The following is a 15,131-nucleotide window of genomic DNA, read 5'->3' on the forward strand; positions in this document are numbered from 1 at the left end:
TGGACCTGTAACCGGCCCCTCGGTGGCCATGACCCCGCCAGTCACGCAGGAGGAATGGTGCTGACCGCTTTCGCTCGGGCTTTTCGTACGCCTGACCTGCGTAAGAAGTTGCTGTTCACGTTGTTCATCATCTTGGTGTTCCGGCTGGGGTCGATCATCCCGACGCCGAACGTCAACGTTGAGGTCCTGAAGAAGACCGCGGATGACGCCAAGGAGGCCAACAACCTTTACGGCCTTGTCGACCTGTTCAGCGGTGGTGCGCTGCTGAAGCTCTCGATCTTCGCGCTGGGGATCATGCCGTACATCACGGCGAGCATCATCCTTCAGCTGCTCACGGTGGTGATTCCCCGGTTGGAGGCCCTGAAGAAGGAGGGCCAGTCCGGTACCACGAAGATCACCCAGTACACCCGCTACCTGACGGTGGGGCTGGCGATCCTGCAGGCCACCGGCATCGTGGCGATGGCGAGCACCGGACAGTTGTTCCAGGGCATCTCCGGTAGCGGCGACATCCTGTACGACAAGGGCGTCTTCCCGATCATCACAATGGTCATCTGCATGGTCGCGGGCACGTCCGTGATCATGTGGCTGGGTGAGCTGATCACCGACCGTGGCGTCGGCAACGGTATGTCGTTGCTGATCTTCACCCAGGTGGTCGCGGTGTTCCCCGCCCAGTTCTGGAGCATCTACAAGGCCAAGAACGGCTTCGTCTTCGCGGTGGTGCTCCTCGTCGGCCTCGCGATCATGGCCGGAGTCGTGTTCGTCGAACAGGCGCAGCGGCGCATCCCCGTCCAGTACGCCAAGCGCATGGTCGGCCGCCGCATGTACGGCGGAACGTCGACCTACATCCCGCTGAAGGTGAACCAGGCCGGCATCATCCCGATCATCTTCGCGTCGTCCCTGCTGTACCTGCCGGTGCTGGCGACCCAGCTGTGGCCCAACACCAAGTGGCTCCAGAAGGTCCAGCCGTACCTGCAGCAGGACAACCCCTGGCACATGGCGGTCTTCTTCGTCTTCATCATCTTCTTCACCTACTTCTACGTGGCGATCACCTTCAACCCCACTGAAGTGGCCGACAACATGAAGAAGTATGGTGGTTTCATCCCAGGTATCCGTCCTGGTCGGCCGACCGCCGAGTACCTCGACTTCGTGCTGACCAGGATCACCACACCCGGTGCCCTGTACCTGGGGCTCGTGTCGCTGATCCCCATGGTCGCGTTCGCACTCCTGAACGCGACACAGGAGTTCCCCTTCGGCGGTGCGAGCATCCTCATCATCGTCGGCGTCGGACTGGATACCGTGAAGCAGATCGAAAGTCAGCTCCAGCAGCGCAACTACGAGGGCTTCCTTCGATAGATGCGTATCGTCCTGGTGGGCCCCCCTGGTGCGGGCAAGGGGACTCAGGCCCAGTACATCGCATCGCATCTGTCCATCCCGAAGATTTCGACAGGTGACATCTTCCGCGCCAACGTCAGCGGCGGTACCGAGCTGGGCCGGCAGGCCAAGCAGTACATGGACCGTGGTGATCTGGTGCCCGACGAGGTCACGATCGCGATGGTGCGTGACCGGCTCGGGCAGGACGACGCTCGCGACGGGTTCCTGCTGGACGGGTTCCCGCGCAACGTCCCGCAGGCCGAGACGCTGAAGAAGATCCTCGCCGAGTGGGACACTCGGCTCGACATCGTGTTGGAGCTGGTGGTCGACGAGGACGAGGTCGTCCGGCGGCTTTCGGGCCGCCGGACGTGCGACCGGTGCGGGCGGATCTGGCATGTCGACTTCGACGACAAGCAGGACGACATCTGCGACGACTGCGGCGGTCACCTCTTCCAGCGTGACGACGACAAGAAAGAGGTCGTCATGCATCGCCTGGAGGTGTATAAGCACGACACGGCGCCGCTGGTGCAGTTCTACGCCGACGAGCACATCCTCGTCGGGATCGACGCGACCGGCCCGGTCGAGGAGGTCACCAAGCGCGCCCTGACCGCGCTCCGCCCGTTGGAGAAGTGAAGGGCGCTCCTTGGTGGGGTGAAGGGCTCCCGGACGCGGCGACCGTGAGCGTGAGGAGGCGCGAGAGAGATGTTCAGAGGCCTCAGACAGAAGCCGGTCATCCAGATCAAGACGGCCGAGCAGGTCGAGTCGATGCGCGCGGCCGGGTTGCTGGTCGGGCGGACGTTGGAGCTGATGCGCGACGCCGTCCGGCCCGGGATCACCACCCTGGACCTGGACGCGCTGGCCGAGCAGCACATCCGCGACAACGGCGGTGTGCCCTCGTTCAAGGGCTACCACGGGTTCACCGGGACGATCTGCGCGTCCGTCAACGAGGAGGTCGTGCACGGCATCCCGCGGGCCGGGAAGGTCCTGCGGGACGGTGACCTGCTGTCCCTCGACTGCGGGGCGATCGTGGACGGCTGGCACGGCGACGCGGCGATCACCGTTCCGGTGGGCGAGATCACCGAGGAACGGCGGCGGCTTCTCGAGGTGACCGAGGGGGCCCTGTGGCGCGGTCTGGCGGCCGGCAGGGTCGGGGCCAGGCTCACCGACATGTCGCATGCGATCGAGGCTTACATCCGCTCTGAGGGCTCCTACGGCATCGTCGAGGGATATGGGGGGCATGGCATCGGGACCGAGATGCACATGGACCCCCTCATCCCGAACCACGGCGAGGCCGGGCACGGGCCCGTCCTGAAGCCGGGCATGTGCTTCGCGGTCGAGCCGATGGTGAACCTCGGGGCGAAGGAGACGGTGGAACTCGACGACGGGTGGACGGTCGTCACCCTCGACGGGCGGGCCTCGGCGCATTTCGAGCACACGTTCGCGGTCACGCCGGACGGCCCCCGCGTCCTCACCGCCCTGGACGAGGGCGAGGCATGGTTCACTCGGCTCGGCGTCGTCCAGAATGGAACTGAGACCTCGTCCTGACGAGCGGAGGAGCCATGGCGCCGAACCCTGAGATCCGGGCCTCGGACGCCGATCGCGACCGGGTGGCGGAGAGCCTGCGGGACCACTGCGGCGAAGGCCGGATCACCGTGGACGAACTGCAGGAGCGGTTGGAGGCGGTGTACGCGGCGAAGACCCTCGGGGAGTTGCAGGACGTCACCTTCGACCTTCCGGAGAAGGATCTGTACCAGCTCCCGGTCCCGGCGTCGCAGGCCAAGAGCACCGAGCCGGCCGTCCGGAGGTCCTCGTCCGGCGACGTCGAGTCCCAGCGGATCCGAACGATGTGGGGCTTCTGGGCCCTCGTCAACGTGATCAACTTCGCCGTCTGGTCGGTCCTGATGGTGCAGGGGTCCGGGACCGTCTACCCGTGGTGGATCTGGGTGGCGGGTCCGTGGGGCGCGCTGCTGCTCCTGCGCACGATCTTCGGCGATCGGCGCGGCTGACCGCTCACCCCACGGCCCGTCCGACGGTTCACTCCGTGGCTCGATCCACGTCCATCAGCGGGCGGTAGTTCCCGGTCGGCGCGAAATGGGTCGTGGCCGTGCCGTCGTCGCCGACGAGGTGGACGGCGAACCCGGCGGGCTCCCCGGTGAAGGCCGCGCGGCCCTGTGCCGTGAGGTCAAGGTAGAGCTGCCGGTACGTGCTCGGGCACGTCGTGCTCACTGTTCCGGCCAGCGAGCCGACCGAGGCTCGGTGGACGTGCCCGGAGATCACCCGCACGACCTGCGGGTGGCGGGAGAGCACCGACGCGAACCCGGCCGGGTCGACGAACCGCAGGTCGTCGATGAACCGCATTCCGACAGGGAAGGGCGGGTGGTGCGTCGCGATGACCGTCGGGGTGTCAGGGGCGGCTGCGAGTGTCCGGTCGAGCCACCCGAGCCGTTCCTCGTTCATGTGCCCGTGGGAGTGACCGTCGACGGTGGTGTCGCAGCAGACGAGCCGTACGCCCGCCACGTCGACGGCGTACTGGAGGGGCGCCTGCGGGTAGAGCCCCGTGTCGGTCACCGCCGAATGCTCGGTGAACGCCTTCCGTAGCTCGTCACGGTCGTCGTGGTTGCCGCACATCGGGTACACCGCCATCGGCAGCGGCGACAGCAGCGCGTGCAGCCGGGTGTACTCGGCGGCCGTGCCGCGCTCGGCGAGGTCGCCGGTGATGACGACGGCGTCCGGTCGCGCGGGCAGCGACAGCAGGCTCGACACGGCGGCCCGGAGCGCGCGGACCGGGCCCGAGCCGTCGTCCACCTCGCCGTCCCGTCCGGCCGCCAGGTGGATGTCGCTCAGCTGCGCGATGATCGCCATCGATCCTCTCTCCTTGCCCGAGCACCAACGATCCCGGGGACGTTCCCGGGACGGCACGATGACGATCTTCGCGCCCGCCGGGCCGCACTGTCGACTTCGGCGCGGCCGCCGTCCCGTACGGTTCCGGCGCCGTCACGCACGGACACGCGCGCGGGGTTCAGGCGACGTGCGAGATCACCAGGGAGAGGGCGGAGGTGACGTCCTCGGCGGGCGGCGCGACGTCCGGGACGACCTCGCGGAGGGCGAGCCAGCCGTTGATCGCCTGGACGGTCGGTTTCGCCTCCACGAGCTGCGGGTCGTCCAGCCCGTACCAGGCGGCCACCTTGGACCAGCGCCACAGCCGGTGGCCCGCCGACGACATCTCCGACGAGGGGAAGCCGGCGGCGCCGCGGGCCCCGGTGATCGCGTGCCGGACGGAGTCGAGGGACCGTCCGACCCGTTCGGCGATGTCGCGGATGGTCAGCAGCGGATCGGCCTCGACCTGGAGCACGTTGACGCCGGACGCGCTGGCCTCGACATGCTCCACCACCTCCATGATCGCCGCGGCCAGGGTGGTGCTCTCCCACGAGCAGGAGGCGCTTCCCGTCCGGTTCGCGTGTTGGGGGTCTTGGACGACCGAGACGGTGACGGCGCCGTGGGTGCGGTCGAACAGCGGGTCCAGCTCGTCCTCGTAGAGAGGGCGGCTGAGGATCAGCGCGAAGTCATAGCTCGGCATGCCGATCCTCCTCGAACGTATCTCTCCTGGGAAAGGTACCAACGCGTGCGGGATGTATGCTTGAGGCGGGAGCAGTCTCCGCGCCCGTATCATGCGTTGATTTCGCATTGCACGGCCGGTTGACGTAGACTCCTTTGTCGGTCCGTCGCCGGCCGCCTGATTCCCCTTCCTGACGTGTCCCACGTCGCGGTGTGGATTGCGGTCGATTCTCCTCCGGGAGCCGGGCCACGTCCAATGAGCCGATCAGCGAAGCGCGGAGGACATGCCCAAGAAAGAAGGGGCCATCGAGATCGAGGGCACCGTCATCGAGTCGCTCCCGAACGCCATGTTCCGGGTGGAGCTCGACAACGGGCACAAGGTGCTCGCCCACATCAGCGGCAAGATGCGGATGCACTACATCCGGATCCTGCCGGACGACCGCGTCGTTGTGGAGCTGAGCCCCTACGACCTCACGCGCGGTCGGATCGTCTACCGCTACAAGTGAACAAGCCATCCCACTGGGGTTGCCTTCCCCGCGCGTGGCGGCGCGGGGGTGACCCTTATCTCCAGGAGACCCAGTGAAGGTCAAGCCGAGCGTCAAGAAGATCTGCAAGAACTGCCGGGTCATCCGGCGGCACGGCCGGGTCATGGTCATCTGCTCCGACCCGCGCCACAAGCAGCGCCAGGGCTGACAGGCCCGGAGCCGCACACAGGCAAGCGCATCGCAACCTTCGCATTCCAGGGTGGCCGTACGGTCCGTTCCGGGCCGTACGGCACCGGTGTGTGAAGGGGCCACCCCCGGATCGACGGAGGCCGGGGCCGCCACCCGGGCAGGGTGTTCGCGGACGCGATGCGTCCATACCTCCGCACTATGAAGGGAAACTGCCCATATGGCACGCCTCCTCGGCGTCGACCTCCCGCGCGAAAAGCGCTTGGAGGTCGCTCTCACCTACATCTTCGGCATCGGCCGGACGCGGGCGCTGGAGACCCTCGAGGGCACCGGCATCAGCGGCGACCTGCGGGTGCACCAGCTCGGCGACGACGAGATGGTGAAACTCCGCGACTGGATCGAGGCGAACTACAAGATCGAGGGTGATCTTCGCCGCGAGGTCCAGGCGGACATCCGCCGCAAGATCGAGATCGGCTGCTACCAGGGCATCCGGCACCGCCGCGGGCTTCCCGTGCACGGTCAGCGCACGCAGACCAACGCGCGCACCCGCAAGGGCAAGAAGAAGACGGTCGCCGGTAAGAAGAAGGCCGGCAAGAAGTAGTCCGGAGTTCGGTCCTCCGGATCGATGACCTCACGAGTAGAGAGAGCAGATGCCTCCTAAGAGCCGTCCAGGCGCCAAGAAGGTGCGCCGCAAGGAAAAGAAGAACATCGCTCACGGGCACGCCCACATCAAGAGCACGTTCAACAACACGATCGTTTCGATCACCGACCCCAACGGCAACGTGATCTCCTGGGCCTCCTCGGGCCATGTCGGGTTCAAGGGCTCCCGCAAGTCCACGCCGTACGCCGCGCAGCAGGCCGCCGAGGCCGCCGCCCGGCGCGCGATGGAGCACGGGATGCGCAAGGTCGACGTCTTCGTGAAGGGCCCGGGTTCGGGCCGCGAGACCGCCATCCGGTCGCTGCAGGCGACCGGCCTCGAGGTCGGCTCGATCCAGGACGTCACGCCCGTTCCGCACAACGGCTGCCGCCCGCCCAAGCGTCGCCGGGTCTGAGGCAGGGGAGAACACGAAACCATGGCTCGTTACACCGGTGCGGACTGCAAGCTCTGCCGCCGCGAGAAGATGAAGCTGTTCCTCAAGGGCAGCAAGTGCGAGGGCCCCAAGTGCCCGATCGAGATCCGTCCCTACCCGCCGGGTGAGCACGGTCGCGGTCGGCCGAAGGAGACCGAGTACCTGCTGCAGCTCCGCGAGAAGCAGAAGGCACGGCGCATCTACGGCGTGCTGGAGCGGCAGTTCCACAACTACTACGTCGAGGCGAACCGCCAGCAGGGCAAGACGGGCGACAACCTGCTCGCCCTCCTGGAGCGGCGGCTCGACAACGTCGTCTACCGCGCGGGCTTCGCCAAGTCCCGCGACATGGCCCGCCAGCTCATCCGGCACGGCCACATCAGGGTCAACGGCAGGAAGGTCAACATCCCGTCGGCCCTGGTCTCCGAGGCCGACATCGTCGATGTCAAGCCGAAGTCGCTGGAGATGACGCCGTTCCAGGTCGCCAAGGCCGAGGTCGGCGAGCGTCCCGTCCCGGCGTGGCTCGGCGTGGACGGCGACCGGATGCGGATCCTCGTGCACTCGCTGCCCGTCCGGCAGCAGATCGACGCTCCCGTCCAGGAGCAGCTGATCGTCGAGCTCTACTCCAAGTAGGGGCTCAACGCGTCCCGCCGGGGTCCCCACGTGGGATTCCGGCGGGACGGGGAACACTCACACACGCGGTAGTCAAATAGCGGGCACCGCGGAAAGAAGGCACTACCATGCTCATCGCTCAGCGTCCGACTCTCACCGAAGAGCAGGTCGACGAGTACCGGTCCCGGTTCACCATCGAGCCGCTGGAGCCGGGCTTCGGCTACACGATCGGCAACTCGCTGCGTCGTACCCTGCTCTCCTCGATTCCCGGTGCGGCCGTCACCAGCATCCGGATCGAGGGCGTCCTGCACGAGTTCTCCACCGTGCCGGGCGTCAAGGAAGACGTCACCGACATCATCCTGAACCTCAAGGAGCTCGTCGTCTCGTCCGAGCACGACGAGCCCGTGGTCATGTACCTGCGCAAGCAGGGCCCGGGCGAGGTCACCGCGGCCGACATCGCGCCGCCCGCGGGCGTCGAGGTCCACAACCCCGACCTGCACATCGCCACGCTGAACAACAAGGCCAAGCTGGAGATGGAGCTGACGGTCGAGCGCGGCCGCGGCTACGTCTCCGCCGCGCAGAACAAGCAGCCGGGGCAGGAGATCGGCCGGATTCCGATCGACTCGATCTACTCGCCGGTGCTGAAGGTCACCTACAAGGTCGAGGCGACCCGAGTCGAGCAGCGCACCGACTTCGACCGCCTCATCCTGGACGTGGAGACCAAGCAGGCGATGCTGCCGCGCGACGCGGTGGCGTCCGCCGGCAAGACCCTCGTCGAGCTGTTCGGCCTGGCCCGTGAGCTCAATGTCGAGGCCGAGGGCATCGACATGGGCCCGTCCCCGACGGACGCGGCGCTCGCCGCCGACCTGGCCCTGCCGATCGAGGAGCTGAACCTCACGGTCCGCTCCTACAACTGCCTCAAGCGCGAGGGCATCCACTCGGTGGGCGAGCTCGTCGCCCGCTCCGAGCAGGACCTGCTCGACATCCGCAACTTCGGCGCCAAGTCGATCGAAGAGGTCAAGCAGAAGCTCAACGACATGGGCCTGTCGCTGAAGGACTCCCCGCCCGGGTTCGACCCGAGCGCGGCGGCCGACAACTACAGCGACGACGACCAGAGCTACGCCGAGACCGAGCAGTACTGACATCCGAGCCCGGCGGCCGGGGGCGCGTCCCCCGGCCGTCCGGGACCAGCTGACACCGGTACCTGACACGGCCGGTGCAGAAAGGAAGCACCATGCCCCAGCCGACCAAGGGCGCCCGCCTCGGCAGCGGCCCCGCACACCAGCGCCTCATGCTCGCGAACCTGGCGACGGCGCTGTTCGAGCACGGCCGCATCACCACCACCGAGGCCAAGGCCCGGCGGCTGCGCCCGCTGGCGGAGAAGCTCATCACCAAGGCCAAGAAGGGCGACCTGCACAACCGTCGCCTGGTGGCCAGGACGATCCGCGACAAGTCGGTCCTGCACGAGCTCTTCACCGAGATCGCGCCGCGCTACGAGACCCGTCCGGGCGGCTACACCCGCATCACCAAGATCGGCCCGCGTAAGGGTGACGCCGCGCCGATGGCCGTGATCGAGCTGGTGCAGGAGGCGATGCCGGTGGCCTCGACCACCAAGGCCGCGCCGACCACCAAGGCCGCGCCGAAGGCGACCGAGGACGTGCCGCTCGACAAGGCCGAGGACGCCGAGGCCACGGAGAGCGGGGCGGACGAGACCGCCGCCGACGCCAAGACCGACGCCGAGAGCGGCGACGCCAAGTAGGACTTCGGTCGCCGAGGGACTCGCCGCACGGGGTGATCAACCCCTTGGCTAATCCATTAATGGTCTAGGCCGACATGATGGATAGGGCCCGCCGCCTGCCACGGGACGGCGGGCCCTCATCTTTGCCAGACTTGATCGCATGGGCAGGTCAGGAGGACGACGATTCGCTGGAGAGCGTTTCAGGGGGGCACTCGATGAGTGCTTCCCGGGAGAAGGCCGCGGTGCAGAAGGACAGCTCGGCTGACATGACCGCTCTGGTACGACTGCGGCTCGACATCTCCTACGACGGGTCGGACTTCGCGGGCTGGGCGAGGCAACCGAACCAGCGGACCGTCCAGGGGGTCATCGAGGACGCCCTGGCCCGGATGCTGCGCCTCGACCCGCCGCCGATGCTCACCGTCGCGGGCCGCACGGACGCGGGCGTCCACGCGCGGGGGCAGGTCGCCCATCTGGTGGTGCCCGTCGCGGCCTACTCGGCGATCAACGGGACGATGCCGCGCCGTCTCGCCGGGCTGCTGCCGTCCGACGTGCGGGTGTGGCGCGTGTCCGTCGCGCCCGAGGGGTTCGACGCGCGGTTCTCGGCCCTGTCCCGCCGCTACGTGTACCGGGTGTGCGACAACCCGGTCGGCGTGGAGCCGTTGCGGCGCCACGACGTGCTGTGGCATCCGCGTCCGCTGAACCTGGACCGGATGAACGCGGCCGCGCGGCTGCTGCTCGGCGAGCAGGACTTCGCCGCGTACTGCCGCAAACGCGAGGGCGCGACGACGATCCGGGAGCTGCTCCGCTACGAGTGGGTTCGTGATGACATCGACCCGCACCTGGCGTTCGCGACGGTGGAGGCGGACGCGTTCTGCCATTCGATGGTGCGTGCGCTGGTCGGCGCGCTGCTGATGGTCGGGGACGGGCGCCGCGAGATCGAGTGGCCCGCCGAGGTGCTCGCCGCCCGGGTCCGCGACTCGGGCGTGACCGTGGTGCCCGCGCACGGGCTGTCGCTGGAGGAGGTCCGTTACCCGGACGACGACAGCCTCGCCAGACGCGCGCAGGAGACCCGGCGTGTCCGGACGCTGAACGCCGTCGCGGCGGCGGAGGCGGCGGCCGCGGCCGAGGAGGCGTCCCAGCAGGGTTCGGCCTGAAAGACGAGAAACGGCCGCGAACCCGTGCGGGTTCGCGGCCGTTCGCCGTCCCGGTTCAGCCCTGGGTGCGGGCCACGATCGGGCTGAGGTCGTAGTCGAGGAACTGCTGGGCGACCTGCTTGATCATCGGATCGCCGGGCTCGGCCTTCTTGCCGTCCGCCCGCTGCACATAGGCGTAGGCGACATACCGGCCGCGGAAGGTGGCGGCGGCGTAACCGCCCGCCCGGTCGAGGTCGGGGGCGTTCTTGCCGCCGAGACCGCGGAACCACTCGTACTTGGCGGGGTCGCCCGCCTTGCTGATCGTGATCGCGGCCTCCCTGGTCGGCATCACCGCGATGCCGGAGGTGACGGCGAGATTCCGCTCCCGGTCGATGAACGTGGCGCGGACGATCTTGCGGCACTGCGCACGTTCCAGGGCCTCGAGCATCGAGCCCCTGGCCGCGTACGACACGTCGCGGTTCAGTGACCAGCGTTCACGGGTGTAGGTGCGGCCGCCGAGGGTGATGGTCTCGGTGGGGAAGACGTCCCGGAACGCCAGGTCCTTGGTGTCGGTCTTCTCGTCGCTGATGTCCACGGGCGTGGACGTGGGGGCCGGGGCGGGCTGTGTCGCGACCGGGGGCCGCATGTCCTCGCCCTTGTCGTCCTGGTCCTTGCCGGAACCCGTCCCGCCGAGGATGAACAGGGCGATGGTCGCGGTGAGGATCACGGCCGCGCTGGCGCCGATCAGCCGCGGCCGTCCGCGTTCGCCGCCGAGGTCGAACCGCCGGGGCAGGGTGGGCGGGAGGGTGTCGATCGGCAGGCCGCCCTCGGCATGGAAGGTCGGTGTGTTGGCGGGGAGGGCTTCGGCGGGCGCCGCGTCCTTGTCGGCGGTCGCCGAGTTCGGAAACGCTCCGCTGCCGGTGGGCGGTGTGACGCCGGGCGGCAGGATCGCGTCCGGCACGAGCACGGGCGAGAGGGCGGCGGATGTCGCGTCCTCCGCCTCCCTGGCCTTCTGGAACGCGGAGGGCGCCTCGGATGGCTGGTCCACGACGTCCACGACGGTCTCCTTCACTTCGGGGGCGTCCTCGTCCGGGCCGACGGCCGGGATGCCGTCCGGGTCGGTGTCACCGGACACGAAAGGACGTTTGACGATCGGCTCCGCGGGCACCGCGCGGCGGGAGTCGACGTTCGGGACGCCGACTCCGGCGACGAGCGTCCCCGGCGGGACGGCGTCGGTCGTCTCCGGGTCGTCCGGACGTTCGCCGGCGGTCTCGGCGCCGACGACGATCTCGTCACCCTCGTCCGCCTCGTCCGCCGGGACCTGCCGGTCGGAACGGTCCGCCTCGACGTCCGTGTCCGCCGTTTCGGTCGTCTCGGCCGCCCACCAGGGGGCCTCCAAGCCGAAGGCGGCCGGCTTGAAGGGGGAGGCGGGAGACGCGTCGGCGGGCGGCGCGTCGACCGGGGGGACCGCGCCGAAGGCGGGCGGCACCGACCCGGCGGGGACGTCGCACGTCCCCGCCGAGTCGGTGGACTCCCGGGTGTCTCTAGGTCCAGACATAAGCAGAGAGGGTATTCGTACAGGTCAGTTTTGGAGGGGTTTGCCTTCGGTTTCCCTGTAGTGCAGGGCCAGTGCCAGATTGCTGCTCTTCACCAGTTGCGTCCCGAAGACACGGACGGCGGCGTGGTACTTCGTGGCGATCTTCTTGCCGTCGGGTCGCTGAACCCACGTCATCACCAGGTAGTGGCCGCGCGCCTCGGAGGTGCCGAGCGCCTCGCCTTTGCCGTTGGTCTTGGAGACGCCCTTGCCGGGCAGCGCCACGAGGAACGCGTCCTTGTCGGCGGCGGCCTTGACGGCCAGTTCGGCCGCTTCCTCGGTCTCCAGGTTGAACACGCCGACCGTCCCGATGAGGGAGCCGCTGGTGAGGGCGTAGGTGGCCCGCAGCGCCTGCGTGCAGCCGCCCTTCTTGAGGGCCTTCTCCAGTTTCGCCCCGCCGACGAAGGCGGCGCAACTCTTCGTCTGGTTCGCGGCCGTCCGCACGTACCTGTGCTTGCCGACCTTGAACTTCCCGTTGCCGAAGGCCTCCTTGAGCGTCAGCGGCTTCGGGTCGGTCGTGCGGCTCTGGAGCTTCACCGGCTCCAGAACGGGCTGTGTCGGGCTCGGCGCCGGCTGCGGCTGCTGCGGCGTGGTCTTGGCCGGTGTCGCGGTCTTCTTCGACTTGGAGTCGTCCGACAGGGCGGACGACGCCACGACGCCACCGCCGATGAGAAGAATCCCGGCGACGACGGCGCCACCGATGACCAGCGGCAGGTTGCGGCGCCGCCCGGTCGGCGGCGGTCCGCTCGACGGCATCGTCGGCCCGTCCGCGGGAGGCCCGTAGGGGTCCGCTCCCTGCCCGCCCGTACCGAACTGACTCGGCGGGGAGAAGGCGGCCGCGTCCCCGGCCGGGGACTCGTCGCCCCACGGAGGAGCCTGGTCCGCGGGCGCGCCGAAGGGGGGCGCGCCGAACGTCTCGCCACCCCCCGGCCCGGCACCGAACGACTCGTTCCTGAAGGACTCGTTCCCGAACGACCCGTTGGGGGACGCCTCGGTTCCGAACGCCTCGTTCCCGAACGTCTCGTTACCGCCCGTCCCGGCACCGAACGACTGACCACCGAACGGCTCGGCGCCGGTCGACTCGGCTCCGAACGGGTCGGCGCCGAACGACTGGGGGCCGGTCGAGTCGGCGCCGAACGGCTGGGAGCCGGGCGGCGTCGGGCCGAAGTCCTCGCCGCCCGGGGAGTAGGGGGGTGTGAAGGAGGTCTCGTCGTTGTCGGGGCCGTACGGTGGCGCTTCGGCTCCGGGGCCGTACGGCGGGGGTGGCGGCTGATGGTGTGGGGGCCGGCCGCCAGGCTTGCCTTGATCGCCCGGATAACCCATGGCTTGGACCTTACCGTTCCTCGTTCAGGGTTCTGGACCTTCGAGACACCCACCATGACATGGGGGTGAACCGGACGCCGGTGCTTTCGTGAAGGTCAGGAGCCGGGACCGGAGCCGATCGTTCGATGGATCACTTCCAGCCGAAGTCCTGTGTCCACAGCGGGCCGCCGGAGCCGGACGCCCTGCCGACGCCGATGGCGCGCAGGTCGCAGTTCAGGATGTTGGCGCGGTGACCCGGGCTGTCCATCCATCCCTTCATGACGGCCTCGGCGGTCGCGTAGCCCTTGGCGATGTTCTCCGCGCCGGGGCTCGAGTAACCGGCGGCCTCCATCCGCTTCCACGGGCTGTCGCCGTTGCGGGACGTGTGGTCGAAGTAGCCGTTGGCGGCCATGTCGGCGGAGTGGCGGCGGGCCGCGGTGACGAGCCGCTCGTCGACGCGCAGGGGCTTGCAGCCCTCCTTGGCGCGCTCGGCGTTGGTGAGCGCCACCACGGCCGCCTCGGCGGCGGACCCGCCCGCGGAACCGTCCGGCGAGCCGCCGCGCGTGCGGGCTCCGCTCGTCGTGGGCGGCCTGTCGGGCTCGGTCGACTTCTTCGGCGGGTTGCCGGGGGCGCGCATCGGCTTCAGTGGCGGCGTCGGCGCGTCGGCGGTCGGCGGGCGACCGGCCTCGTCCCCGCGCTTGCGCGGCTTGCCGTCGCCGTCGTCGCCCCCGTCGGGGGTCCCGGGCTCGGTCGAGGTCTCGGTCTGCGGTCCGGGCTGCGGGTCGCCGGACGGCTGAGTCTTCGGCCCGGACGCGGTGGTCCGCTCCTGCCGCAGCTCGGGCAGGACGAGCCGGTCGACCGCGATGCCGGTACCGACGGCGAGAGCGGACGCGGTGACCGCCACGACGATGCCGGTCACACCCTTCGACCTGGACCGTTTGTGTTCGTCGTCCGATCGCCTACGCCCTCCGGGCGGAGGGCCGGTGGGGGGCTTGGGACGGCGTCGGCCACTGGCGACGAGGGTGTCGCGATGGGGGGAGGTTCCGCGCGGGGCGGCGTCACGAGGTGCGGCGCCGGACGGCCCGTTTCGGGTCCGGCGGCGGTTGGCGGGGTCACCTGGTCTGCGGGGGGTGGACAGCGGGGGCTCCCGGGTGCGGGTCGGAACATACCGACGTGGACCGGTCGCCCGGCACAATATCCCCCTATACACCCCTTGTTACGGAGATCGCGCAAAAAAGATCAACACCACTACTCCATGTAACACAATTGCCGCTGACTGTTCACCAAAGCGCGATAAAGCGGACCGGCGACCGCCCTCGGCCACGACCGCGCCTCGTTTTGACCCTGGGGTGCGAGGCCGAGTATTCTGCCTGTTTGTTGTATGCGTCGTTGTCCGCGGACGGCGGGCTGGAGTCGACGTGACGACGTGCCGGTGCACCCCTGACGTGCTCGCGCCCACGGCGTGGGCACCGGTTCCGGGTCCCGGCATCCCGGAGCGCCAGGTCGGACGATCCTTCGATCGGCGCAAGCAGGATTCCGCTGACGGCGCTCGTCCGTGAGGGCGAGTGAGGATCGAAACGACGAGAAACGAAGGCCTACGACCGTGCGCACGTACACCCCAAAGCCCGCTGACATCCAGCGTCAGTGGTACGTCATCGACGCGACCGATGTCGTGTTGGGTCGTCTCGCCAGCCAGGTCGCGCAGCTGCTTCGAGGCAAGCACAAGCCGATCTACGCGCCGCACCTCGACACCGGTGACTTCGTCGTCATCGTGAACGCCGAGAAGGTGGCGCTGTCCGGCAACAAGCTGGAGCAGAAGAGGGCCTACCGGCACTCCGGCTACCCGGGCGGGCTGCGCTCGGTGACCTACGCCGACCTGCTTGCCAAGCACCCCGAGCGGGCCGTCGAGAAGGCGATCAAGGGCATGCTGCCCAAGAACTCCCTCGGCCGGAAGATGTTCGGCAAGGTGAAGGTCTACGCCGGGCCGGACCACCCGCACCAGGCGCAGAAGCCGGAGCCGTTCGAGATCACCCAGATCAGCCAGACGCAGAAGTGACGCCCGCGCACGGCCCGTCCGTGCGCACCCAT

18 protein-coding genes are annotated in these 15,131 nt (G+C 68.9%); 13 read left to right on the forward strand and 5 right to left on the reverse strand.

The genetic code is table 11. The features are described 5' to 3' along the window. Window positions 1–54: 54 nt before the first annotated feature. The 4 genes from secY to BZB76_RS07135 all read left to right on the forward strand — a co-directional run bounded on the left by secY (window position 55) and on the right by BZB76_RS07135 (window position 3,377). Window positions 55–1,353 (forward strand): preprotein translocase subunit SecY, encoded by a 1,299-nt coding sequence (secY, locus tag BZB76_RS07120; protein ID WP_420534767.1) that lies wholly within the window; start codon window positions 55–57, stop codon window positions 1,351–1,353. Further along, window positions 1,354–2,004, forward strand: a complete 651-nt coding sequence (locus BZB76_RS07125) for an adenylate kinase (RefSeq protein ID WP_121433540.1) — start codon at window positions 1,354–1,356, stop codon at window positions 2,002–2,004. It abuts the gene before it with no gap. A 69-nt stretch (window positions 2,005–2,073) separates the two neighbouring features. Next, window positions 2,074–2,916, forward strand: coding sequence for a type I methionyl aminopeptidase (gene map, locus BZB76_RS07130; RefSeq protein ID WP_121433541.1), 843 nt, complete (start codon window positions 2,074–2,076; stop codon window positions 2,914–2,916). Between the two features lie 14 nt (window positions 2,917–2,930). Next, window positions 2,931–3,377 carry a DUF1707 SHOCT-like domain-containing protein gene (locus BZB76_RS07135; protein WP_121433542.1) on the forward strand — a complete coding sequence of 149 codons (447 nt, stop codon included), beginning with the start codon at window positions 2,931–2,933 and terminating at the stop codon, window positions 3,375–3,377. Between the two features lie 28 nt (window positions 3,378–3,405). Here BZB76_RS07135 and BZB76_RS07140 read toward each other — a convergent pair whose 3' ends face one another. Further along, entirely contained in the window at window positions 3,406–4,233 is an 828-nt protein-coding gene (locus BZB76_RS07140; protein WP_121433543.1) for a phosphodiesterase, read from the reverse strand. 157 nt (window positions 4,234–4,390) lie between these two features. Next, complete coding sequence (locus BZB76_RS07145) at window positions 4,391–4,948, reverse strand: hypothetical protein (protein ID WP_121433544.1); 558 nt, start codon at window positions 4,946–4,948, stop codon at window positions 4,391–4,393. A 262-nt stretch (window positions 4,949–5,210) separates the two neighbouring features. Between BZB76_RS07145 and infA the strand changes: the two genes are divergently transcribed. From infA to truA, 8 genes are all read left to right on the forward strand, one after another. Then, window positions 5,211–5,432 carry a translation initiation factor IF-1 gene (gene infA, locus BZB76_RS07150; RefSeq protein WP_018657567.1) on the forward strand — a complete coding sequence of 74 codons (222 nt, stop codon included), beginning with the start codon at window positions 5,211–5,213 and terminating at the stop codon, window positions 5,430–5,432. Between the two features lie 73 nt (window positions 5,433–5,505). Next, on the forward strand, window positions 5,506–5,619 hold the full coding sequence (gene rpmJ / locus BZB76_RS07155; RefSeq protein ID WP_026404072.1) for a 50S ribosomal protein L36: 114 nt from the start codon (window positions 5,506–5,508) through the stop codon (window positions 5,617–5,619). Window positions 5,620–5,817: 198 nt separating this feature from the next. Then, window positions 5,818–6,198 (forward strand): 30S ribosomal protein S13, encoded by a 381-nt coding sequence (rpsM, locus tag BZB76_RS07160; protein WP_121433545.1) that lies wholly within the window; start codon window positions 5,818–5,820, stop codon window positions 6,196–6,198. 49 nt (window positions 6,199–6,247) lie between these two features. Next, the gene (gene rpsK, locus BZB76_RS07165) at window positions 6,248–6,649 is read left to right on the forward strand and encodes a 30S ribosomal protein S11 (RefSeq protein WP_117398397.1); all 402 of its coding nucleotides are present in this window, start codon (window positions 6,248–6,250) and stop codon (window positions 6,647–6,649) included. A gap of 21 nt (window positions 6,650–6,670) precedes the next feature. Beyond that, complete coding sequence (rpsD, locus tag BZB76_RS07170) at window positions 6,671–7,297, forward strand: 30S ribosomal protein S4 (protein ID WP_117398398.1); 627 nt, start codon at window positions 6,671–6,673, stop codon at window positions 7,295–7,297. Between the two features lie 107 nt (window positions 7,298–7,404). Next, window positions 7,405–8,418: a DNA-directed RNA polymerase subunit alpha gene (locus BZB76_RS07175; RefSeq protein ID WP_089324443.1), complete on the forward strand. Its 1,014-nt coding sequence runs from the start codon at window positions 7,405–7,407 to the stop codon at window positions 8,416–8,418. A gap of 92 nt (window positions 8,419–8,510) precedes the next feature. Next, window positions 8,511–9,035, forward strand: a complete 525-nt coding sequence (gene rplQ, locus BZB76_RS07180) for a 50S ribosomal protein L17 (RefSeq protein WP_121433546.1) — start codon at window positions 8,511–8,513, stop codon at window positions 9,033–9,035. A gap of 245 nt (window positions 9,036–9,280) precedes the next feature. Next, complete coding sequence (gene truA, locus BZB76_RS07185; protein WP_211342965.1) at window positions 9,281–10,168, forward strand: tRNA pseudouridine(38-40) synthase TruA; 888 nt, start codon at window positions 9,281–9,283, stop codon at window positions 10,166–10,168. Window positions 10,169–10,223: 55 nt separating this feature from the next. Here the strand turns inward: truA and BZB76_RS07190 are convergent, their stop codons facing one another. The 3 genes from BZB76_RS07190 to BZB76_RS35745 all read right to left on the reverse strand — a co-directional run bounded on the left by BZB76_RS07190 (window position 10,224) and on the right by BZB76_RS35745 (window position 13,962). Then, on the reverse strand, window positions 10,224–11,705 hold the full coding sequence (locus BZB76_RS07190; protein ID WP_147449359.1) for a hypothetical protein: 1,482 nt from the start codon (window positions 11,703–11,705) through the stop codon (window positions 10,224–10,226). Between the two features lie 24 nt (window positions 11,706–11,729). Next, entirely contained in the window at window positions 11,730–13,064 is a 1,335-nt protein-coding gene (locus tag BZB76_RS07195) for a hypothetical protein (protein ID WP_121433548.1), read from the reverse strand. 130 nt (window positions 13,065–13,194) lie between these two features. Continuing rightward, entirely contained in the window at window positions 13,195–13,962 is a 768-nt protein-coding gene (locus BZB76_RS35745) for a CAP domain-containing protein (protein ID WP_121433549.1), read from the reverse strand. 684 nt (window positions 13,963–14,646) lie between these two features. Here BZB76_RS35745 and rplM point away from each other — a divergent pair. After that, window positions 14,647–15,099, forward strand: a complete 453-nt coding sequence (gene rplM, locus BZB76_RS07205; protein WP_121433550.1) for a 50S ribosomal protein L13 — start codon at window positions 14,647–14,649, stop codon at window positions 15,097–15,099. The last annotated feature ends 32 nt before the right edge of the window (window positions 15,100–15,131 follow it).

It is taken from the genome of Actinomadura pelletieri DSM 43383 (assembly GCF_003634705.1).
In the GTDB taxonomy this organism is placed as follows: domain Bacteria; phylum Actinomycetota; class Actinomycetes; order Streptosporangiales; family Streptosporangiaceae; genus Spirillospora; species Spirillospora pelletieri.